Genomic DNA, 20,359 nt, shown 5'->3' with positions numbered 1-20,359 from the left:
CGGTGCTTATGAGCGCCCAAACACAGATTCTCGAATTCTATTTGCCCGATGAAGCCGCCACACTCCGGTTTGGCGAGGACTTCGCTCTCGCTTTGCAAAAGGGCGATCTGGTCACGCTTTCCGGTGATCTGGGGGCGGGGAAATCATCGCTGGCCCGCGCGGTCATCCGCGCCATTGCCGACGATCCGGGGCTTGAAGTGCCAAGCCCGACCTTTACGCTGGTGCAAAGCTACGAAGCGCTTCGTCTACCGGTTGCCCATGCCGATCTTTATCGCCTGTCGTCGGGTGAAGAGCTTGACGAGCTGGGACTGGTCGAATTTCTGGACGATGGCGTTGTGCTTGCCGAATGGCCGGAGCGCGGGGAGGGCTTTTTGCCCGAGGCGAATTTCTCGGTCACGCTTTCGCATGAAGGGGCAGGGCGACGCATCGCCATTGCCGTGCCGAAAGCCGCGATCAGCCGTCTGGAGCGCTCGCTGGCCATTCGTGCTTTTCTTGACCGCCATGACCGGCAGGGTGCGGAACGGCGTTATCTGCAAGGCGATGCATCGCCGCGCAAATATGAAACGATCCGCAGCACGCATGGCGTCGAGATTCTCATGAACGCGCCGCAGATGCCTTATGATCCAATATTGCGTGACGGCAAGACCTACCGACAGATAGCGCATCTGGCCGAGAATATTCTGGCTTTCGCAGCCATTGATGGGCTTTTGGCCGCGCATGGTTTTCGCGTGCCTGAAATGCGCGCTGCTGATCTGGACGCAGGGTTTTTGGTTCTGGAAAATCTGGGCGTTGAGGGCGTGCGCGCCGCTACCGGTGAGCCGGTGGCGGAACGCTATAAGGCGGCAGGGCGCTTTCTCGCGCATCTGCATGGGGTGCACTGGCCGAACCACGTGCCGCTTGACGGCTATCCTGATCACCTCATCGCGCCTTTCGACCGCGATGCCATGCTGATCGAGGTTAGCCTTGTCGGGCAGTGGTATGCGCCACGCATGATGGGTCGCCAGCTGACCGACGCTGAAAAGCAGGCTTACGAAGTGGCGTGGGACAAGGTGATTGCCGATATCGCCGATGTCGAACAGAGCCTGCTGCTGCGTGATTATCATTCGCCAAACCTGTTCTGGTTTCCGGAAGCAGAAGGCAAGGACCGCATCGGAACCATCGATTTTCAGGATGCGATGATCGGTCCCGCTGCCTATGACGTGGCCTCGCTGGCGCTCGATGCGCGCGTGACGATTCCGGTTGAACTGGAACAGGCGGTCGTTTCTGCTTATTGCGACGAGCGCCGCAGCTTGGGCCATGCTTTCGACGAAGCACTGTTCCGCAAGGCCTATGCGGCCATGGGCGCGCAACGCAATGCCAAGCTGCTCGGTCTCTTCGTGCGGCTTGATGAGCGCGACGGTAAACCGGCTTATCTCAACCATCTGCCACGCATCCATGACTATCTCGGTCGTGTGCTTGTTCATCCGGTCATGGCGCCCGTGGCGGCATGGTTCCGCGAATTGGGATTGATGCAGGAAGGGCTATTGCGCAATGAAAATGCCTGAGACGGCCATGGTTCTGGCGGCGGGGCTTGGCAAGCGTATGCGCCCCATCACCGAGACAATCCCGAAACCGCTGGTCAAGGTCGCGGGAAAGCCGCTGATCGACTGGGGGCTGGACGCGCTTGAAGCCGTTGGCGTACAGATGGCGGTCGTGAATGTACATTATTTAGCCGACCAACTTGATGCCTATCTTGCTGACCGCGCAGAGCCGCATATCGTCATTTCCGACGAGCGCGATCTGCTGCTCGATTCTGCAGGCGGCATCGTCAAGGCATTGCCGCAATTGGGAGGGGCACCGTTCTACCTCCTGAACGCCGATACGTTTTGGGTGGGCGATATATCGAAGCCCAATCTCGTGTCCTTGGGCGAGGCTTGGGACGATGCAAAGATGGATATCCTGCTGATGACGGCGGGGCTGGATCAGGCCACCGGTTTCGAGGGGAAGGGCGATTTCGTCGCCGACGATGCAGGCCGCTTGCGTCGCGCCCGCGATGTGGCGGGAACGCCGCTCATCTATGCCGGGGCCGGTATCATTCATCCGCGCATTTTTGCAGGTGCAGAGCCTGAAGTGGCGTCGCTCAATCGATATTTCGATAAGGCCATCGCTGAAGGCCGTCTTTATGGTATGCCCATGGTCGGCCATTGGCTGACGGTCGGAACACCGGAAGCGATAGCGCAAGCGGAGGTCGCACTTTCCGCGTTGGTTTGAACCGAGTTTATTTGAGCCAAATAATTTGAGAAGGATAGAAACAGCATGAGCAAAACCACGCCAAGGCTGTTTTCCATTCCTTCCGGAACGCCGTTTCTCCCAGCCTTCGCCAAAGCCTTGCTTGACGGCAAACTGATCGAAGGCTTTCCCGGCAATCCCGCAGATCCTCTGGCGCTAGCCAGCGCCACGATTTATGTGCCGACGCGTCGTGCCGCGCGTGCTCTGCGTTCTGTTATCGTTGATATGAATCCGGCTAAGAGTGCCATTTTGCCCGCCATCAGACCGCTTGGCGATGTGGATGAAGACGCGGCGTTTTTCAATTCCGGGGCGGCGGGCGTATTCGACCTCAATCCGCCGATTGCAAAGGCCGAGCGGCTTCTGCTGCTGGCGCGTCTGATCCGTCCATGGCGCGAATCTCTGCCCGCCCATGTGCGGGCGCTGTTCGGCGTTGATGACGTATCGGTTCCAGCCACAACCGCCGATGCCATCTGGCTGGCCCGCGATCTGGCCGGGCTGATGGATCAGGTGGAAACTGATGGCGCGCAATGGAGCGAGCTCGCCAGCATCGCGCCGGACGATCTTGCCGACTGGTGGCGGGTGACGCTCGGTTTTCTCGATATCGTCACCAAGCTGTGGCCCGAAATTCTGGCTGAGCGCAAGCTTTCCAATCCGGCAGCCCACCGCAACGACCTGATCTGGGGCGAGGTGGCGCGCCTGCGCGATAACCCGCCTCCGGGGCCGGTTATCGCGGCCGGTTCGACGGGTTCCATTCCTGCCACAGCGGAACTGATTTCCGTCATCGCGCATCTGCCGAACGGCGCAGTCGTGCTGCCGGGGCTTGATCGCGATCTGGACGATGAGGCGTGGAAGATGCTGGGCGAGGTCGAGGACAATCCCTCGACCTTCGGGCATCCGCAATATGGCCTGCACAAGTTGCTGCGCGCCATCGGGACGCTCCGCGAAGATGTCGAGCATATTGAAGACATGCCCCGCCAGAAACGGATTCTGGAGCGTGTTGTGAGCGAAGCGCTGCGCCCGGCGGAAACGACTGATGCGTGGGGCGCGCTCAGCCAGCACCCGGATATGCAACCGGACGTCCTTCAGTCTTCGGCGCATAAAATCGATCTCATTGAGGCGGCGAACGAACGCGAGGAAGCGCTGTCGGTGGCGCTGGCGCTGCGCGACGCCATCCATCAAGAAGGCAAGATCGCAGCGCTGGTGACGGCGGACCGCAATTTGGCGCGGCGTGTGGTTGGAGAACTGGCGCGGTTCGGCATTGATGCCGATGATTCCGGCGGGCGGCATTTGCGCGATGTCGAGACCTCGACGCTGCTGCGCCTGACGGTCGAAACGGTGTTCAATCCCGGTGATCCGGTGGCCTTGCTGGCGCTGGTGAAGCATCCTTTGCTGCGGCTTGAAACACCGCGCATCGACCGGCGTCTCGCTGGTGAAACGCTGGAGCTTGTCGCCTTTCGTGGTGGCACGGGACGCGCTTCCGTTATCGACCTACCAGCCTTTTTTGACCGGCGATTGAAGGAGAGCGCCAATCAGTCGTGGCGTCCGGCATGGCATGACAGCATCACGCCGGAGATGATCGCTGCCGCCCGGGCCCTCTGTGAAAATCTGTCCCAGGCGGTGGTGCCGCTGGCACCTTTCGCGACAACAAGTCGGCGAACCAATATTGGCGAGATTGCGCGTGCGACGGCGCAAGCCGTTGAAAACATGGCGCGTGATGAAAACGGCAGCGTCGCCACTTTCTATTCCGGTGAGCGCGGCGAAAAAATTGCCTCGTTCCTGCGCGGTCTGGTGTCGAGCGAGTCGGAGCTGGATTTCGAAGCTAGCGAATGGCCCGCTATTCTGGATGCGCTGATGGCTGGCGAAACCGTCAAGCCGCATCCGGGCGGTCATCCGCGTGTCTTTGTCTGGGGTGCGCTGGAAGCGCGTCTCCAGACGGTCGATACAGTGGTGATCGGCGGTCTGAACGAAGGTAGTTGGCCCGCCAAGACGCGCAACGATCCCTTCATGTCGCGCCCGATGAAGGCGATGATCGCACTCGATCCGCCAGAGCGGCGCACCGGCCTTGCCGCGCATGATTTTCAAATGGCGCTTGGCATGGACCATGTGGTGCTGTCGCGCTCGCAGCGTTCCGACAATGCGCCCACGGTTACATCGCGCTGGTTGCAGCGACTTGAAACCGTGCTGGGTGCCGATGTGACGAAGGACATGCGCCAGCGCGGCCAGCGTTTCGTGCACTGGTCGCGGGAGATTGACCGTGCGCCGGATGTGCCTTTCGTCAAAAGACCTGAGCCTGCGCCACCGGTCGCAGCGCGGCCCAAGCATTTTTCGGTCACGGAAGTGGAAACGCTGCGCCGCGACCCTTACGCGATCTTCGCCAAGCGCATTCTCAAGCTGCGTCCGCTGGAGCCGTTGATCCGTGATCCGGCAGCGGCGGAACGCGGTACGCTGTTCCATGACATTCTCGGACATTTCACGCAGGAAAATATCGACCCGCTGGCACCGGATGCAGCCGAGCGCCTGACGGAACTGGGGCGCATCCTGTTTGCAGATATGGATTTGCCGACCGAAATCGAAGCCGTCTGGTGGCCGCGTTTCACGGCGCTGATCCCGCAGTTTCTGGAATGGGAGCGGGAGCGCGCTTACAATGTGCAGACGCGGTTTGCGGAAATCGCCTCGGACAAGCGCGACATCGAAAGTCTTGGCATCACGCTTTCGGGCCGTGCCGACCGTATCGATCTGATGCGCGACGGGACCGCCGAAATCATCGATTATAAAACTGGCTCCACGCCGTCGCCGCGTCAGGCGCATGTCCTGCTGTCGCCGCAGCTGGCGCTGGAGGCAGCTCTTCTGGTGCGGGGCGCGTTCCGTGAGGTTGGCTCGGTTCGGGCGTCCGATCTCACCTATGTGCGGCTTCGCGCCGGAGGCGAGGTGAAGCCGGAATCCATTCTGAAGATCAGCAGACCGCCATCGGAAAAGACCGCTCCCGCTTTGGGTGAGGAGGCATGGCAGCGCCTTGCCCAGCTTTTGGCTGAATATCAGAAGCCGGATAAGGGTTATCTTTCGCGCGCGCTGCCATTCCGCGAAACCGATCTTACGGGCGACTATGACCACCTCGCGCGCGTGCTAGAATGGTCCGCTGGCGGCGATGCCGGTGGGGAGGGCGGCGAATGAAGAAGAAACTCTATATTCCGCCGGAAACCATCGATGCGCAGACGCGGGCAGCCGATCCCGCCGCCTCGGTCTGGGTGTCGGCCAATGCCGGTTCCGGCAAGACGCATGTTCTGACCGAGCGCGTTATCCGCCTTTTGCTCGAAGGGACCGATCCGTCGAAAATTCTCTGCCTTACCTATACCAAGGCGGCGGCTGCGGTGATGCAGAACCGCGTCTTTGCGCGTCTGTCGGAATGGGCGGTGCTGCCGGACAGTGAACTGGCCGAGCGGTTGAAATCGCTTGAAGGCCGCAGACCGGGCGCACCTCGCCTTGCGGTGGCACGGCGGCTTTTCGCCCGCGCACTGGAAACGCCGGGCGGGTTGAAAATCCAGACCATCCATGCGTTTTGCGAAGCCATCCTGCATCAGTTTCCACTTGAGGCAAACATCGCCGGTCACTTCGAGATGATGGACGATCTGATGCAGGTCGCGCTTGTGGGTGAAGCACGGCGTCAGCTACTCGAAACGGCGCATGGTGGTGGCAATGCGAATATCGCAGCCGCCTTTGCCGATGTGTTGCAGGCATCGGGCGAAATGGGGCTGCAATCGCTGCTGGACGAGGCGGTGAACCGGCGCAACGGTTTGCAGCGCTATATCGCGGAATTGGGCGTTGCCGAAACGCGCGCCAAGACCTTGCATCGCGCCTTCGGTTTCGATCGGGATGAGCGCGAAAGCGATATTCTGGCGGAGCTCTGGCCGGTTCCTGAATTCTCCGATGACGCGCTTGATCTCATTCTTTCGATCCAGAAGGGTGCTGCGCGCGCGCATGATTTTGCGCTGCAACTGAAGCGTTACGACAAGGTGAGCGTCACCCGTGACCGCGAAGCCGTGCTGCGCGCTGCGTTTCTGAAAAGCACTGGCGAGCCGAAATCCGGGTCCTATGTCGGCTCGGCGGCGGTGAAGAAGCTGCTGCCGGATTTCGAGGAAGCCTTCGATGCAGCCGCTTCCCGTGTTGAAATGGGCCTCGACCGGCTGAAGGAATTGCGCCTCGTGCGGCTCAATCTGGCCGCGCTGACGCTGATCGACGATCTTCTGCAACGCTATCATGATCTGAAGCGTAAGCGCGGTCTGCTCGATTTCGAGGACCTGATCACCCGCACCGTGGCGCTGCTTGCCCGCGACGGGGCAGGGCAGTGGGTGCAGTACAAGCTCGATCGCGGCATCGATCATATCCTCGTTGATGAAGCGCAGGACACCAGCCCCGACCAGTGGCAGGTTATCCGCATGTTGTCGGAGGAGTTCTTCTCCGGTCTCGGCCAGCGCAATTTGCAGCGCACGCTGTTTGCAGTGGGTGACGAAAAACAGTCGATCTATTCGTTCCAGGGGGCTGTACCGGAAGATTTTGCCGCGCAGGGCCGTTCCGTCAGTCTTCGCGCAGGCGATGCCGAATTGAAGTTCGAGCGCGTCAGCCTCAACTTCTCCTTCCGCTCGGCACCGGATGTGTTGCAGGCGGTGGATGAGGTGTTTGCGAGGCCGGAAGCCAATCGCGGGCTTGCCGGTGCCACGGTTCACGATGCCATTCGCGCCGACGCGCCGGGCGAGGTGGAAATCTGGGATATGCTGACGCCCGAAGCGGTGGAAGAACCGGATGACTGGCGCGTGCCGGTCGATCATCTGGCCGCGCCCGCCGTGCGGCTGGCTGAACAGATCGCCGCCACCATCCGCTACTGGCTGGACAGGGGCGAACCCATTCCCGGTCAAAACCGCCGCATCGTGCCGCGTGATATCATGGTGCTGGTGCGCAAGCGCGATCAGTTCATGCCTGCCTTGTCGCGGGCGTTGAAGAATCTGGGTGTGCCGGTGGCGGGCGCGGATCGCCTGCGCCTCACCAGCCATATCGCCATTCAGGATCTGATGGCGCTTGGACGCTTCGTGCTGCAACCCTCCGACGATCTTTCGCTGGCTTCGCTTCTCAAAAGCCCGCTCTTCGGCTGGGACGATGACCGGCTGTTTGCACTGGCGCATCCGCGCGGGTCCGGTTCGACCTTGTTCGAACATCTCTACCGTGCCTCACGTGACGACGAGGCGCTTGCCGCCATCCACAAGACCTTGAGCCGTTGGCGCGGCATCGCCGACACCATGCCGGTTTTCGAGTTCTATGCCCGTATTCTGAGTGCTGACGGCGCGCGGCGAAAACTTCTGGCGCGGTTGGGACCGGAAGCGGGCGACATTATCGATGAGTTTCAGAACTACGCGCTCTCTGCCGAGCGGGCCGGGCTGCCCGGTTTGCAGGCTTTCCTCGAAACGCTGGATGCCGCTTCGCCGGAAATCAAGCGTGAGCTGGATCAGGGCCGCAACGAAGTGCGCCTCATGACCGTCCATGCGGCGAAGGGCCTTGAAGGCGCTGTGGTGTTTCTGGTCGATCCCGGCAGCGCCGTCTGGACCGGGAGCCGTGCGCCCAAGCTGATCCCCTATGATCTGGCGCATGACGGACCGCCGGTGAAAGGCTATCTCTGGCAGCCGAACGGGTCATGGCAGACCGGGTTTACTGCTGCTCGTATCGAAGAGCTAAAGGCCCGCGCCGAGGAAGAATACCGCCGCCTGCTTTATGTCGGCATGACGCGCGCCGAGGATCGCCTGATCATCTGCGGCTATCGCGGCACACGCGAGAGCGGAGAAACCTGGCACCGGCTGGCCGAGGACGCGCTTGCCATCAAATCGGAGACCTTTGTGCACCCCGTGCAGGGTGTCGCCGCACGACGCTATCGCAATACGCCACGCGGATTAACGGAGATTATCGAGCCGGATCAGGCGGAGGCGACGCCTTTGCCCGGTTTGCCGCCGGAATATCTGCTTTCGGTTAAGCCCGAGGCGGGGCTCCCGCGCCCGCTGGCACCATCGGGCGCGTCGGCGCTGATTGAGGCGGATGAAGAGCCGCCGCTTGATGCAAGCTCCCCTGTGCTCGGGGATATCGTCAGCGATGGCACGCCCGGCTTTGCCCTGCGGCGCGGCACGGCGATCCACATGCTGCTGCAATATCTGCCGGAAGTGCCGGAGAGCGAGCGAGAGAAGCTGGCGGAAGATTATCTGGGCCGAATAGCGGGCGACTGGCCGGAGGCTGAGCGTCACAACGCCGTTTCGAGCGTGAAAGCTATATTGACAGATCCGCAATTTGCACCGGTTTTCGCTTCCGGCTCGCGTGGCGAAGTCGCAATCATGGGCACGATCAATCTTGGCGGGCGCGATCATGCCGTGTCCGGTCAGGTCGATCGCATCAGCGTGGACGCGACCCGCGTTCTCGTTGTCGACTATAAGACCAACCGACCGCCGCCCAAGACCGTCGAGGCGGTGCCTTTCGCTTATCGCGCACAGCTTGCGCTCTATAAGGCACTGCTGGAGCCGCTTTATCCGGGGCGGGTTGTGGAAACGGCCTTGCTCTTTACCGAGGGGCCGTTCCTGCTGCCGCTATCCGATGCTGTGCTTGATGAAGCCATGCAGGCGCTGAGAGACTCTCAAGGAAAGGTGAGTAACTAGAACTTGACGGATGGCAGCAGACACGCCACATGATATAGCGAAGAAAGAGCGGATTGCGTGTGAGTCTGTGAAGATGTCTGCCGTTCTTAACCATATAGAGGATAGCCCTATGGCAACCGTTAAGGTCGATAACAGCAATTTTCAGTCGGACGTTCTTCAGTCGAACGAGCCGGTCGTGGTGGATTTCTGGGCAGAATGGTGCGGTCCATGCAAGATGATCGCTCCGGCGCTCGACGAGATCGCCGCCGAAATGGCCGGTCAGGTCAAGATCGCCAAGGTCAACATCGACGAGAATCCGGAACTCGCAGCCCAGTTCGGCGTGCGTTCGATTCCGACGCTCCTGATGTTCAAGGACGGTGAACTTGCTGCCAATATGGTTGGCGCTGCTCCGAAGAGCCGCCTTGCCGACTGGATCAAGGCTTCTGCTGCTTAAGTAGAAATTATAGCAAGCAATAAAAAAACCCGGCCTTGAGCCGGGTTTTTCTTTGTTCGAAGATCAGCGGTGTGCTTACTTCGACTTGTGCTGGGTGTCGTTATGGTCTTTATCGCCCGACCGGCATTCTTCATGCGTACCGGGAAGATAATATTTCCCGTCGGCAGCAGCTTTGGTGCCGGTGGGACAAACGGGCATTACAGCCTTGGTGCCCGTTTCCTTGGCACCAGTTTCTTTTGCAATACTGGCAGCAAAGGACGGAGCAGCCGAAAGACCCATAAAAAGAATTGTAGAAATAATAATAGTATTACGCATTTATATATCCATTCTTAAAATTACGACAATTCATTCTTGGATATAAATAAAGGCGGAATAATGACTAATAAAGTAACTCATAATAGTGTAATTTTATTAGGATGGTGGTGTGTTGTTTTCTCCCAATACTTCGCCCGCCAGATATAGCGATCCGCCGATCAGGATACGCGGCGGAATTTCATCGGCTGGCCAGGTGTCGTGCAGAAGTTTCAGCGCATTGGCGACCGAGTGAACCGGTTCGGCTGACAATCCGGCCTTCTGGGCGGCGACAGCCAGCGCATCATTGGGTATACCCGCATCGCTGGATGGGATCGGCACGGTGAACACATGACGCGCCATGCCCGCAAAGGCCTCAAAATAGCCGACAGGGTCCTTGGTGTTGATCATGCCGGTAATCAGGAACAGCGGACGCGCATTGCGTTCTTCGAGATCGCCGAAGGCTTCCGCGATCACCGCGCCTGCGCCCGGATTATGTCCGCCGTCGAGCCAGATTTCCGAGGTTGGCGGTGCGAGATCGACAAGCGCCCCATGCGTCAGACGCTGCATGCGCGCCGGCCAGTCCACCACCATCAGCGCCTTTTCGACGGCCTTGTCGGGGATGTTGAAGCCCGCAAGCTGCACTGTTTCGATGGCAGCGGCGGCATTGGCAATCTGGTGACGACCGGGCAGGCGTGGAAGCGGCAGATCGATCAGCCCATCCTCGTTCTGGAAGATCATGCGGCCATGTTCTTCGAAGGCGAGGAAATCCTGACCATAGACCGAAACCGGACAACCGAGCCGGTCCGCGGTGGAAACAAGCACCTCGCGCGCCGCATCGAAAGGCTGAAAGCCGACGACGACCGGGCAATCCTTCTTGATGATCCCCGCCTTTTCGGCGGCGATCAGTTCCACACGGTCACCGAGATATGCCTGATGGTCAATGGAAACCGGCATGATCAGCGATACGGCAGGTTCGGGAATGACATTGGTGGCGTCGAAGCGTCCGCCCAGCCCGACTTCCATGATGACGACATCGGCTGGATGCTCGGCAAACAACACGAAGGCCACGGCGGTGAGGATTTCAAAGACGGTGATGTGCTGGCCGCCATTGGCGGCCGCGACGCGCTCAATGGCCTCGGCCAGAACGTCGTCCTCAACCAGCTGGCCACCACCCGGCGCAGCCAGACGATAACGCTCGTGCCAGTTGACCAGATGTGGGGAAGTGTGGACGTGGACGTCAAAGCCGCCAGCTTCCAGAATGGCGCGGCAGAAGGCAGTCGCTGATCCCTTGCCATTGGTTCCGGCAATATGGATCACGGGCGGCAGTTTGAGATGCGGATTGCCGAGCTTCTCCAACAGACCGCGAATGCGGTCCAGGGAGAGGTCAAATCCTTTCGGATGCAGTTGCATCAGCCGCTCGATAGCGGCAGCCGCCTTGCCTGCCACGATCTGGCTGCCCATATCAGGCCGCCTTGCTGCCAGTGTTGCTATCGGCGTCTGGTTTTGGCGCTACAGGACTGTCGGTGTTGGCCGGCTGCTTGGTCATGATCTTCAGGAGACGTGCAATCGTTTCCTTCAGTTCGGTGCGGGGAACAACCATGTCCACCATGCCGTGTTCCATCAGATATTCAGCACTCTGGAAACCTTCCGGCAGTTTTTCGCGGATGGTCTGTTCGATCACGCGCGGACCGGCAAAGCCGATCAGCGCGCCCGGCTCAGCAATATGAATGTCGCCCAGCATGGCGTAGGAAGCGGTCACGCCGCCCGTGGTCGGGTTGGTAAGCACGACGATGTAAGGCAGGCCTGCCTCTTTCAGCATTTCCACGGCAACGGTGGTGCGCGGGAGCTGCATCAGCGAGAGAATGCCTTCCTGCATGCGCGCGCCGCCCGATGCTGCGAACAGAACCAGCGGGCGCTTCAGCTCGATGGCTTTTTCAAAGCCCTGAATGATCGCCTCACCGGCACCCATGCCGAGCGAACCGCCCATGAAGCCGAAATCCTGCACGGTGGCGACAATCGGCAGACCTTCAATGGTGCCAAGGCCGTTGACGATGGCGTCGTCCATGCCGGTGCGGGTGCGGTAATCCTTGAGACGGTCGATATATTTCTTCTCGTCGCGGAATTTCAGCGGATCGACCGGCACTTTCGGCGCGTCGAGCGTGGTATATTCGCCATTGTCGAAGAAGAAGCGCAGGCGGTCCTTCGCCTTGATGCGCATGTGATGGCCCGAAGACGGGATCACGAACTGGTTGCTCTCCAGATCCTTGTGGAACACCATCTCGCCGGTGGACGGATCCTTGATCCAGAGGTTTTCCGGCATTTCGCGACGACCAAGCATCGAATTGATCTTCGGACGAACGTAGTTGGTGATCCAGTTCATGACGTTTGGTTCCGTTTCTTGTTCTTCGACGGCAAGCACTTCCGACAGAAAGTGCGGGCGCTTTTGCGCCCGCTTATGCGGAAAAGCAACTCTACCCGCTTAAATGGACGATTTATTGGGCGGCTTCAAGGCGTGTCGTGCGAACGCTTTGCGCCAGTGCACCGACAAGTTTGCTCACAGCGGCCACAGGATCGCCCTTAAGCGCGCCTTCCGGCGTCAGTTCGCCGGCCACCGCATTGACGATTGCCGTGCCGACGACGACGCCATCCGCATGGGCGGCAATGGCGGCAGCCTGTTCCGGCGTCTTGACGCCAAAGCCGACGCAGATCGGCAAATCGGTGCTCTTCTTGATGTGACGCACCGCGTCGCCGACGCGGGCCGTATCGGCAATGGCCGAGCCGGTGATACCGTTCATCGAGACATAATAGACGAAGCCCGACGAATTATGCAGAACCTTCGGCAGACGCTTGTCGTCGGTGGTCGGCGTGGTCAGGCGAATGAAGTTGATGCCCGCCTTCCTGGCCGGAACGCAAAGTTCCGCATCCATTTCCGACGGCAGATCGACAATGATCAGGCCATCAACGCCGGAAGCCTTGGCATCGGTCAGGAAGCGCTCGACGCCATAGATATAGATCGGATTGTAATAGCCCATCAGCACGATCGGGGTCGTGTCGTCTTCCTTGCGGAATTCGGCGGCCATATAAAGCGTCTTGGAAAGCGACTGCCCGGCTTTCAGCGCGCGCAGACCGGCAGCTTCGATGGCCGGGCCGTCCGCCATCGGATCGGAGAAAGCCATGCCAAGCTCGATCACATCGGCACCGGCCTTCGGCAGTTCCTTCATGACCTTGAGCGAAGTTTCGAGGTCGGGATCGCCGCCCATGAAATAGGTGACCAGCGCCGGACGGCCCTCGGTCTTCAATGCGGCGAATTTGGTGTCGATGCGAGTGGTCATACCGTGCCCCGTGGCAAAGTGCGCGCAAGATAATCGGCGATGGGTTTGCCGGACATGGCCGTCTCCATCCAAGCGCGCCGTTCAAAGTCAATAATTCCGAGTTCCCAGACGCAGGCCATCAGCAAGGGCTGTGCGGGCATGAATTCGATCTCGTCGCCGAGTTCGGACTGCCACAGCATTTCCGTTGCAATGCCGCCTTCCAGCCACCAGTGAAGCAGAAGCCAGAGGCTTTCCTCACCCTGATGGAGAATGGCGAAACCAGCGTCCAGATGCGGCAGGGCTTCAAGCCTTGCCGCAGCATTTGCGATCTGCCGGCGGGCAATGCCCACCGCAGCTTCGGCAAGCGGATTGGAAGGGTCCGCTTCGATGATGTTGAGCTTGATCGTCGCCGGGCCGCATTCCGTCAGCCCGTCGAACCATGCGGCGCGCGGTCTGTAGGTGGAAGCGTCAGCGGCGTCTTTGCCCATTCTGTCCTCAGATATCCATGCCGAGAAGCTTGCCGACCGTGTGAACGTCCTTATCGCCACGGCCAGACAGGTTGACGATCATGATCTGGTCCTTGCCCATGGTTGGCGCCATCTTGACGGCCTGCGCAATGGCATGGGCGGATTCGAGCGCCGGAATGATGCCTTCGACGCGGGTTGCAAGCTGGAAGGCATCCAGTGCTTCCTGATCGAGGATCGGCACATAATCGACGCGACCCGAATCCTTCAACCAGGAATGTTCCGGGCCGACGCCCGGATAGTCGAGACCGGCGGAGACCGAATGGCCTTCGAGGATCTGGCCATCTTCGTTCTGGAGCAGATAGGTGCGATTGCCGTGCAGAACGCCGGGACGACCTGCGCTCATCGATGCGCAATGCTCGTCACCGTCCAGACCGTGACCGCCTGCCTCGACGCCGACGATCTTGACCGATGCGTCATCGAGGAAGGGATGGAACAGGCCGATGGCATTGGAACCGCCGCCGACAGCCGCGATGATGACATCCGGTAGACGGCCTTCCTGTTCGAGAATCTGCTGGCGCGCTTCCGTGCCGATGACCGACTGGAAGTCGCGAACCAGTTCCGGATAAGGATGCGGACCGGCAGCCGTGCCGATCAGGTAATAGGTGTCTTCAACATTCGTGACCCAGTCGCGAAGCGCTTCGTTCATCGCGTCCTTGAGCGTGCCGTTGCCAGCCGTAACCGGCTTCACTTCGGCACCCAGCAGCTTCATGCGGAACACATTCGGCTTCTGACGTTCAACGTCCGTCGCGCCCATATAGACCACGCAAGGCAGGCCGAAACGTGCAGCGACGGTTGCCGATGCCACACCATGCTGGCCAGCACCGGTTTCGGCGATGATGCGCGTCTTGCCCATGCGCTTGGCGAGCAGAATCTGACCGAGGCAGTTGTTGATTTTGTGGCTGCCGGTGTGGTTCAGGTCTTCGCGCTTGAAGTAGATTTTTGCACCGCCCAGATGCTTGGTCAGCCCTTCGGCATAATACAGCTTCGACGGGCGACCGGCATAATAGGTCGAAAGGGCGGAAAGCTCGGCCTTGAATTCAGGATCGTTCTTGGCCGTTTCATAGGCCTCCTGCAATTCGAGGATCAGCGGCATCAGCGTCTCGGCGACGAAACGTCCGCCGAAAATACCGAACATGCCCTCTTCGTCCGGGCCTGTCTTGTAGGAATTGGGTTCAACCGGCTTGTTCAACGCTTCAGCTCCGTCATGTTCAGGCGCGTTTTGCGGATGGTGACACATCCGCATCGGCGACAGCCTGGAAAAAATCTTCAATGAGACGCACGTCCTTAACGCCGGGTGCGCGCTCGACGCCGGACGATATGTCGATGCCCGGCGCGTGCGTCTCGTGCAGCGCCTCGGCAATATTGCCAGCGTTCAATCCACCGGAAAGCATGTAATCGACATCCGCGTCAAGCGCATCAAGCAGGGCCCAGTCGAAGGAAACCCCGTTGCCGCCCGGCAATTCCGATCCCTTCGGCGGCTTGGCGTCGAACAGGAAGCGGTCGGCAATGCCCTTATAGGGCGCGATGGCGGCCAGATCGTCGGCGCTGCGGATCGCAAAGGCTTTCATGACCGGCAGGCCGTAACGTTCCTTCACAAAGCGCACGCGCTCAGGCGTTTCATGGCCATGCAATTGCAGAATATCCGGTTTTACGGCGCTGACGATATCATCCAGCGTCGCATCGTCGGCATCGACCGTCACGGCAACAGCTTTAGCGCGGCCAAGCGCGGCAGGGCGCAAAACGGCTGCGGCGTCCGGCGTGATATTGCGCGGGCTTTTGGGAAAAAAGATAAAGCCGATATGCGTCGCACCGCCGTTGAGAGCGGCAGCGACTGTATCAGGCGTTTTCAGCCCGCATATCTTGATATCCAAAACCATGGTTTCCCGTCGCACAAAACGGTGCGCTTCTCAAGCAGTTCGCAGCTATTCTCTGGCGGTATGTCCGTCAAAACCGCGTGCGATCAAGAAATCATACGCTTCCATGACCTCCATGGGAACCGCCTGCGCAATCTGGTAGCCTTTGGCGGGATAGTCCAGAATGCGCTCCAGATCGCCGGTCATCTCGTTGATGAGCATCTCCACCGGATAGGAAGGCGTCGGCTGTTCTTCAAAGGAAAGGAGCGGCGCCGTCACGCTTGCCTTTGCTTCCGGCCATTGCCGGGCGACGGTGGCATGCACGCGGCGCTGGGTCTGCGGCTTGGTGACGAAAATCGGGCTGATCACGCCGGGCAACATTTTTTCCAGCGAGAAGCGGATGTTTTCTCCGATATTGGTGGCGTTGGGCTCGATGGTGATTGCTTCTTCCGGCACACCACGCCGGACTGCGACTTCGGCAAATGCTTCCGCTTCGCTTGCAGGATAGAGATTTTCGGTCCAGTGACCGCTTTTGCCGGTGAAGATCACCAGGGGTGCCATGCCTTCAAGATAGAGATCGGCAGCGCGTTCGGCGACGCGCAGATCATAGCTGCCAAGGCCGATGATGACATCGGATGCCGGAATGGGATCGTAAATGCAGTGGTAGTCCCACAGCACCTTGGCGGCGGTCAGTATCGATCGGTTCATGTAAAGTCTATAGCCTGTAATGCGCTGCCATTTCGCTTCAGCCACGCCTTGCAGCGTTCCGTATCGGGGCAAAGCTCCTGACAGAGTTTCCAGAATTGCGGCCCATGATTCATCTCGATCAGATGCGCGACTTCATGCGCGACGAGATAGTTGATGACGGCCGGTGGCGCCATGCCGATCCGCCATGAAAAGGAAAGAACGCCATCGGAGGTGCACGACCCCCAGCGGCTCTTGGTGTCCTTGAAGCGGACGGCCTTGGCCTTGCGACCGACGCTTGCCGTGTGGCGGATGACGAGCGCCTCTATATCGCGCTTCACCTGCCCTTTAAGATAGTCTGCCAGACGGCGTGGCAGATGGGCGGGGTCGCCGTGAACCAGCAGCACATTGCCTTCAAGGAGGTCGACCGTGCCGCGTCCGGGCCGATGTGTAATCAGATGCGGCACGCCGCGGATCGGAATTTTCACGCCGGGGCGAACACCCGGCTGATCCGGCAATTTGGTGATGCGGCTTTCGATCCAGCCCTGATGGCGCTTGAGAAAACTCTGCACTTCGCGCTCGGGCAGTCCGGGCGGAACCGTGATGCGCAGGCCTTTTCCGCCAGCTTCGATGCGCAGCGTCAGCCGTTTGGCGCGCGGGTTTTCGAAGACACGCAATGACAGCTCGCGACCGGCCACCGCATGGATGCGTTCGCTCCGGACAGTTGCCGTATTGGCAGATGCCCTGTTGCCGCTGATTTGCCGAAGGAAGGATAAGCCCATCGCGCAAGAATAAGCGATTCGTGCGAAAAGCCAGACAAAAAAAGCTGTTTTAAGCAAAACGGCGCGGAAAACCCGCGCCGTTTCAATAGTTTTCAAGCTGTTATCCGCGATCAAAGATCGGTGATGTCATTCTTGTTGCCCTTTGCTGGCGTCTTCTTGGCTGCAGCGCGACGCTCAGCCATGAAGCGGTCGAACTCTTCCTTGTCGCGTGCGCGGCGAAGCTCTGCGGCATAGGATTCGAATTCGGCGCGGGCTTCGTCAAGCTTGCGGCGCTCTTCGGCAAGACGGTTCAGTTCTTCGCGACGCCAGTCGTCGAAGGCTGCGTTGCCGGTTGCGCTGCCAAAGTTGAAGCTCTCGCTTTTGCGGCAGTTGCGGAAAGAACCGAACATGGAATCGGTCTTCTCGTTGACGCCGCGCTTGAACCCTTCGAGGCGGTCGCCCCAAAGAATATAGGCGAGCATGGCAAGGCCAAGCGGCCAGAAGAGAAAGAAGCCGAGCACCATCAGCGCAATCGTGGCTGGCGTCCATGCCGGTCGTATCAATGCGGAATTGGTCATGGTCTGCTCCATAAAATCAGGCCTGCCAGGTCCACATTATGCGGACATTTCGTGTTTGGCGGCTTGATTTCGAATTGGTGAGGGGATTGCGGCATTTCAAGCATGTCGCAATCCGATTCCAGTGCGATTCAGAGGGAGTCAGAGCTAACCAATGTGATTATCTCGAAATTTTTTTCCGAAAATGTTCGAGAAAAGTAACGGCAAGCCCGGCTATCAGGGCCCAGAAGGCCGAACCGACCCCGAAGAATGCCATGCCGGAGGCCGTCACAGCGAAAGTGATCGTGGCGGCAAGGCGCTCCGGTTCGTCCTTCAAGGCAAGCGACATGGCGTTGATGAACGGGCCGGTCAGGGCAAGACCGGCGACCAGCGCGATCAGCGTTGTCGGCAGCACGGCGAAGATCGCAACCAGCGATGCGCCGAACAAAGCGAACACAACATAGATTGCCGCATAGACCGGCCCGGTCAGCCAGCGCTTGGTGGGATCGGGATGGGCATCGGGATTGGTGCAAAGTGCTGCCGAAATCGCCGCCAGATTGGTGGTGGATGCACCGAACGGTGCCGACAGTATGGAAAACAGACCCGTCACGCGCAGGCAGGCGCTGGTCGGCGGTTCATAGCCGGATGCGCGCAGCACCGCAAAACCGGGCAGGTTCTGCGACGCCATGGTGACGAGATAGAGCGGCAAGGCGAGGCCGATCATCGCGCCCAAATGAAATTCCGGCCAGACGAGGGTGAGCGTCGAGATTTCCGGTGCGGGCAGGGTCGGCGAGCGGCCTGAAACAAGCGCGAAGATCATGCCAACCACCAGAACGGCGATGACTGCCAGCGACGGGTTGAAGAGGCGGATCAGGAAGAACAGCGCTACCAGCGGCAGCACGAAAACGGGATCGAAGGGAACAGTCTTGGCGGCGGCGATGACGAAGCTGAGCAGTACGCCCGCAAGCATGCCCGAGGCGACGGAGGCCGGTATGCGCGAGACCAGCACCGAAAGCTGGCGGATCAGTCCGGTCGCGATCAGCGCAATCGCCGTCACGATGAAGGCGCCGACGGCTTCCGCCATGGTGAAACCGGCGCTTGCGCCGATCAACGCCAGTCCGGGCGTCGACCATGCCGCGATGATCGGCATGCGATAGCGCGTGCTGAGCCAGGCTGAGGTGGCGGCGATGGAAAGACAAATGGCCGTGACCCAGCTCGCCGTTTCGGCCTGTGTGGCGCCCAGAACCTGTGCGGCGGCGATGATCAGCGCCAGCGTGCCGCCGAAGCCGACAATGGCCGCAACCGCCGATGACGCGATGACCGAAAAGCGCATGATGATGCCCCGTTATGCTGTTGTGGTCACACGTTCGGCCAAACCGGAGACCGTGCGGATGAGAAGATCGAGATCCTGCGGGCGTGACAGCCGGTGGTCGCCGTCGCGTACAAGCGTCAGCGTCACATCATCGACCGGCAGATGCTCCACCAGCGTCAGCGCGTGCTTGTACGGCACGTCCGGGTCCTGCATGCCTTGCAGAATATGGACCGGGCATCCGGTTTCGATAATGCCCTTGAGTACGAGGTTCTGGCGGCCGTCTTCGAGAAGCGCACGTGTGTAGACGTACGGATTGGGCGAATAGTCGGAAGGCTCTTCGAAATAACCCTTTTCCTGCAAGTCGCGCTTTTGGGCGTCAGAAAGGGTTGGCTCGACAAGCACCGCCGTGAAGTCGGGGGCGGGCGCAATCAACACGATGCCGGCGGGCTCCTTGCCTTCCTTCTTCAATTCCTGCGCCATTCGCAGCGCAATCCAGCCGCCCATGGACGAGCCGACGAGAATTTGCGGGCCTTTGGCATAATGGCGATAGACGGCAAGGCTTTCGTTGAGCCAGCGCGAAATCGTGCCCTGATTGAAATCGCCGCCGGATTCGCCGTGACCGGAATAGTCGAGCCGCAGCGCGCTATGGCCGGTCTTTTCGGCCCATTCATCGAGAACGAGGGCCTTGGTGCCGCGCATGTCGGAACGATAGCCACCTAACCAGACGACACCGGGCCGATTTTTACCCTCTCTGTGGCGAACGGCAATCTTCGCGCCGTCCACGTCAAGAAATTCTGGCTCCAGTTCTGGCCCCGCACTGCTCATCTGAGTCTCCTGATTGTTGGGATGACTTTTGCCATGTCTTGTCTGGCGAGGAAACCCGCGCGATCAGCCCAACCGCTTGGCAGCCCTTGAAATTGCAGGAAATGTGACCGATATGTCGCTTTCAGCCCCCGATTTAGCTCTTTATCAAGTGGGGGTGATTTTTCCTGTCAAAGATGCTATTGACTTCGCCGCTTGCTTGACGACATTTCCGCGATCAACTGCGGTTTGATCGGGGATATGTCGTGTGAGCGACAAAAGTTCTTGCCGTATGAACGTTAACAATCAGGAGATAACGACCATTCGCCGACCGTTCAGAGCGACGCCGGTCCAGAAAGACGGACCGCGCTCCAACCGTGACATCCGGGTTCCCCGGGTCCAGCTTATCGATGCCGAAGGCCAGAACCATGGTGATGTTTCCATTCAGGAAGCGATTGCTATGGCAGAGGAAGCGGGCCTCGATCTCGTTGAGATCGTGCCGAACGCAGAGCCTCCGGTTTGCAAGATCGTAGACCTTGGTAAGCTGAAGTATCAGAACCAGAAAAAGGCCGCCGAGGCACGCAAGAAGCAGAAAACGGTTGAAATCAAGGAAATCAAGATGCGACCGAACATCGACACTCATGATTATGAGGTGAAGATGAAGGCTGCCGTGCGTTTCTTTGAGGAAGGCGACAAGGTAAAGGTTACCTTGCGTTTCCGTGGCCGTGAAATGGCGCACCAGGAGCTCGGTATGAAGCTTCTGCAGCGTGTAAAAGAAGACACTGTCGAAATCGCGAAGGTCGAGTCCGAGCCGAAGCTCGAAGGCCGTCAGATGATGATGGTGCTTGCACCGCGCTGATTTTTCAGAATTGTCTTGG

At 59.6% G+C, this 20,359-nt stretch carries 19 protein-coding genes; 6 read left to right on the top strand and 13 right to left on the bottom strand.

Annotation, left to right across the window (positions count from 1 at the left end):
* The first annotated feature begins 8 nt into the window (after nt 1-8).
* The 5 genes from tsaE to trxA all read left to right on the top strand — a co-directional run bounded on the left by tsaE (nt 9) and on the right by trxA (nt 9,384).
* The gene (gene tsaE, locus QLQ11_RS08795; RefSeq protein WP_109370050.1) at nt 9-1,544 is read left to right on the top strand and encodes a tRNA (adenosine(37)-N6)-threonylcarbamoyltransferase complex ATPase subunit type 1 TsaE; all 1,536 of its coding nucleotides are present in this window, start codon (nt 9-11) and stop codon (nt 1,542-1,544) included.
* The gene (locus QLQ11_RS08790; protein WP_109370051.1) at nt 1,531-2,250 is read left to right on the top strand and encodes a nucleotidyltransferase family protein; all 720 of its coding nucleotides are present in this window, start codon (nt 1,531-1,533) and stop codon (nt 2,248-2,250) included. Before tsaE ends, QLQ11_RS08790 begins: the two co-directional genes overlap by 14 nt.
* Before the next feature lie 45 nt (nt 2,251-2,295).
* Nucleotides 2,296-5,439 (top strand): double-strand break repair protein AddB, encoded by a 3,144-nt coding sequence (addB, locus tag QLQ11_RS08785; protein ID WP_109370052.1) that lies wholly within the window; start codon nt 2,296-2,298, stop codon nt 5,437-5,439.
* Entirely contained in the window at nt 5,436-8,951 is a 3,516-nt protein-coding gene (addA, locus tag QLQ11_RS08780; protein ID WP_283735979.1) for a double-strand break repair helicase AddA, read from the top strand. The genes addB and addA overlap by 4 nt, the downstream gene beginning before the upstream one ends.
* 109 nt (nt 8,952-9,060) lie before the next feature.
* On the top strand, nt 9,061-9,384 hold the full coding sequence (gene trxA / locus QLQ11_RS08775; RefSeq protein ID WP_078337659.1) for a thioredoxin: 324 nt from the start codon (nt 9,061-9,063) through the stop codon (nt 9,382-9,384).
* A gap of 75 nt (nt 9,385-9,459) precedes the next feature.
* Here the strand turns inward: trxA and QLQ11_RS08770 are convergent, their stop codons facing one another.
* The 13 genes from QLQ11_RS08770 to QLQ11_RS08710 all read right to left on the bottom strand — a co-directional run bounded on the left by QLQ11_RS08770 (nt 9,460) and on the right by QLQ11_RS08710 (nt 19,911).
* Nucleotides 9,460-9,699, bottom strand: coding sequence for a hypothetical protein (locus QLQ11_RS08770; RefSeq protein ID WP_124915141.1), 240 nt, complete (start codon nt 9,697-9,699; stop codon nt 9,460-9,462).
* 96 nt (nt 9,700-9,795) lie between these two features.
* A complete protein-coding gene (locus QLQ11_RS08765) occupies nt 9,796-11,088 on the bottom strand; it encodes a folylpolyglutamate synthase/dihydrofolate synthase family protein (RefSeq protein ID WP_180918063.1) in 1,293 nt (430 codons plus the stop codon).
* 52 nt (nt 11,089-11,140) lie between these two features.
* Nucleotides 11,141-12,058 carry an acetyl-CoA carboxylase, carboxyltransferase subunit beta gene (gene accD / locus QLQ11_RS08760; RefSeq protein WP_109370341.1) on the bottom strand — a complete coding sequence of 306 codons (918 nt, stop codon included), beginning with the start codon at nt 12,056-12,058 and terminating at the stop codon, nt 11,141-11,143.
* Nucleotides 12,059-12,170: 112 nt separating this feature from the next.
* Nucleotides 12,171-13,010, bottom strand: a complete 840-nt coding sequence (trpA, locus tag QLQ11_RS08755; RefSeq protein ID WP_109370055.1) for a tryptophan synthase subunit alpha — start codon at nt 13,008-13,010, stop codon at nt 12,171-12,173.
* Nucleotides 13,007-13,477, bottom strand: a complete 471-nt coding sequence (locus QLQ11_RS08750) for a hypothetical protein (protein WP_109370056.1) — start codon at nt 13,475-13,477, stop codon at nt 13,007-13,009. Before QLQ11_RS08750 ends, trpA begins: the two co-directional genes overlap by 4 nt.
* A 7-nt stretch (nt 13,478-13,484) precedes the next feature.
* The gene (trpB, locus tag QLQ11_RS08745) at nt 13,485-14,705 is read right to left on the bottom strand and encodes a tryptophan synthase subunit beta (protein WP_109370342.1); all 1,221 of its coding nucleotides are present in this window, start codon (nt 14,703-14,705) and stop codon (nt 13,485-13,487) included.
* Between the two features lie 19 nt (nt 14,706-14,724).
* Nucleotides 14,725-15,393: a phosphoribosylanthranilate isomerase gene (locus QLQ11_RS08740; protein WP_283735980.1), complete on the bottom strand. Its 669-nt coding sequence runs from the start codon at nt 15,391-15,393 to the stop codon at nt 14,725-14,727.
* Nucleotides 15,394-15,438: 45 nt separating this feature from the next.
* On the bottom strand, nt 15,439-16,077 hold the full coding sequence (locus QLQ11_RS08735) for a YdcF family protein (RefSeq protein WP_109370058.1): 639 nt from the start codon (nt 16,075-16,077) through the stop codon (nt 15,439-15,441).
* Nucleotides 16,074-16,835 (bottom strand): M48 family metallopeptidase, encoded by a 762-nt coding sequence (locus tag QLQ11_RS08730; protein WP_109370059.1) that lies wholly within the window; start codon nt 16,833-16,835, stop codon nt 16,074-16,076. Before QLQ11_RS08730 ends, QLQ11_RS08735 begins: the two co-directional genes overlap by 4 nt.
* Before the next feature lie 110 nt (nt 16,836-16,945).
* Entirely contained in the window at nt 16,946-17,392 is a 447-nt protein-coding gene (locus QLQ11_RS08725; protein ID WP_109370060.1) for a DUF2852 domain-containing protein, read from the bottom strand.
* Nucleotides 17,393-17,549: 157 nt separating this feature from the next.
* Complete coding sequence (locus QLQ11_RS08720; protein WP_109370061.1) at nt 17,550-18,701, bottom strand: benzoate/H(+) symporter BenE family transporter; 1,152 nt, start codon at nt 18,699-18,701, stop codon at nt 17,550-17,552.
* 12 nt (nt 18,702-18,713) lie between these two features.
* Entirely contained in the window at nt 18,714-19,505 is a 792-nt protein-coding gene (locus QLQ11_RS08715) for a carboxylesterase (protein WP_109370062.1), read from the bottom strand.
* Nucleotides 19,506-19,719: 214 nt separating this feature from the next.
* Nucleotides 19,720-19,911, bottom strand: a complete 192-nt coding sequence (locus QLQ11_RS08710) for a hypothetical protein (RefSeq protein WP_319080802.1) — start codon at nt 19,909-19,911, stop codon at nt 19,720-19,722.
* Between QLQ11_RS08710 and infC the strand changes: the two genes are divergently transcribed.
* Nucleotides 19,864-20,340 carry a translation initiation factor IF-3 gene (gene infC / locus QLQ11_RS08705; protein WP_319080801.1) on the top strand — a complete coding sequence of 159 codons (477 nt, stop codon included), beginning with the start codon at nt 19,864-19,866 and terminating at the stop codon, nt 20,338-20,340. The genes QLQ11_RS08710 and infC overlap by 48 nt on opposite strands.
* The last annotated feature ends 19 nt before the right edge of the window (nt 20,341-20,359 follow it).

The organism is Ochrobactrum sp. SSR (genome assembly GCF_030067775.1).
GTDB lineage: Bacteria > Pseudomonadota > Alphaproteobacteria > Rhizobiales > Rhizobiaceae > Brucella > Brucella teleogrylli.
Note: the sequence above shows the minus strand (reverse complement) of the source record. Positions and strands in the feature narration are given on the sequence as shown.

Bases quoted from the DNA above. Each gene is read 5' to 3' on its own strand.
- accD (WP_109370341.1), bottom strand. From the start codon at position 12,058: ATGAACTGGATCACCAACTACGTTCGTCCGAAGATCAATTCGATGCTT.
- QLQ11_RS08710 (WP_319080802.1), bottom strand. From the start codon at position 19,911: ATGGTTCTGGCCTTCGGCATCGATAAGCTGGACCCGGGGAACCCGGAT.
- QLQ11_RS08740 (WP_283735980.1), bottom strand. From the start codon at position 15,393: ATGGTTTTGGATATCAAGATATGCGGGCTGAAAACGCCTGATACAGTC.
- QLQ11_RS08735 (WP_109370058.1), bottom strand. From the start codon at position 16,077: ATGAACCGATCGATACTGACCGCCGCCAAGGTGCTGTGGGACTACCAC.
- trxA (WP_078337659.1), top strand. From the start codon at position 9,061: ATGGCAACCGTTAAGGTCGATAACAGCAATTTTCAGTCGGACGTTCTT.
- QLQ11_RS08770 (WP_124915141.1), bottom strand. From the start codon at position 9,699: ATGCGTAATACTATTATTATTTCTACAATTCTTTTTATGGGTCTTTCG.
- QLQ11_RS08720 (WP_109370061.1), bottom strand. From the start codon at position 18,701: ATGCGCTTTTCGGTCATCGCGTCATCGGCGGTTGCGGCCATTGTCGGC.
- QLQ11_RS08725 (WP_109370060.1), bottom strand. From the start codon at position 17,392: ATGACCAATTCCGCATTGATACGACCGGCATGGACGCCAGCCACGATT.
- QLQ11_RS08790 (WP_109370051.1), top strand. From the start codon at position 1,531: ATGAAAATGCCTGAGACGGCCATGGTTCTGGCGGCGGGGCTTGGCAAG.
- tsaE (WP_109370050.1), top strand. From the start codon at position 9: ATGAGCGCCCAAACACAGATTCTCGAATTCTATTTGCCCGATGAAGCC.
- trpA (WP_109370055.1), bottom strand. From the start codon at position 13,010: ATGACCACTCGCATCGACACCAAATTCGCCGCATTGAAGACCGAGGGC.
- QLQ11_RS08715 (WP_109370062.1), bottom strand. From the start codon at position 19,505: ATGAGCAGTGCGGGGCCAGAACTGGAGCCAGAATTTCTTGACGTGGAC.
- QLQ11_RS08765 (WP_180918063.1), bottom strand. From the start codon at position 11,088: ATGCAACTGCATCCGAAAGGATTTGACCTCTCCCTGGACCGCATTCGC.
- addB (WP_109370052.1), top strand. From the start codon at position 2,296: ATGAGCAAAACCACGCCAAGGCTGTTTTCCATTCCTTCCGGAACGCCG.
- addA (WP_283735979.1), top strand. From the start codon at position 5,436: ATGAAGAAGAAACTCTATATTCCGCCGGAAACCATCGATGCGCAGACG.
- QLQ11_RS08730 (WP_109370059.1), bottom strand. From the start codon at position 16,835: ATGGGCTTATCCTTCCTTCGGCAAATCAGCGGCAACAGGGCATCTGCC.
- QLQ11_RS08750 (WP_109370056.1), bottom strand. From the start codon at position 13,477: ATGGGCAAAGACGCCGCTGACGCTTCCACCTACAGACCGCGCGCCGCA.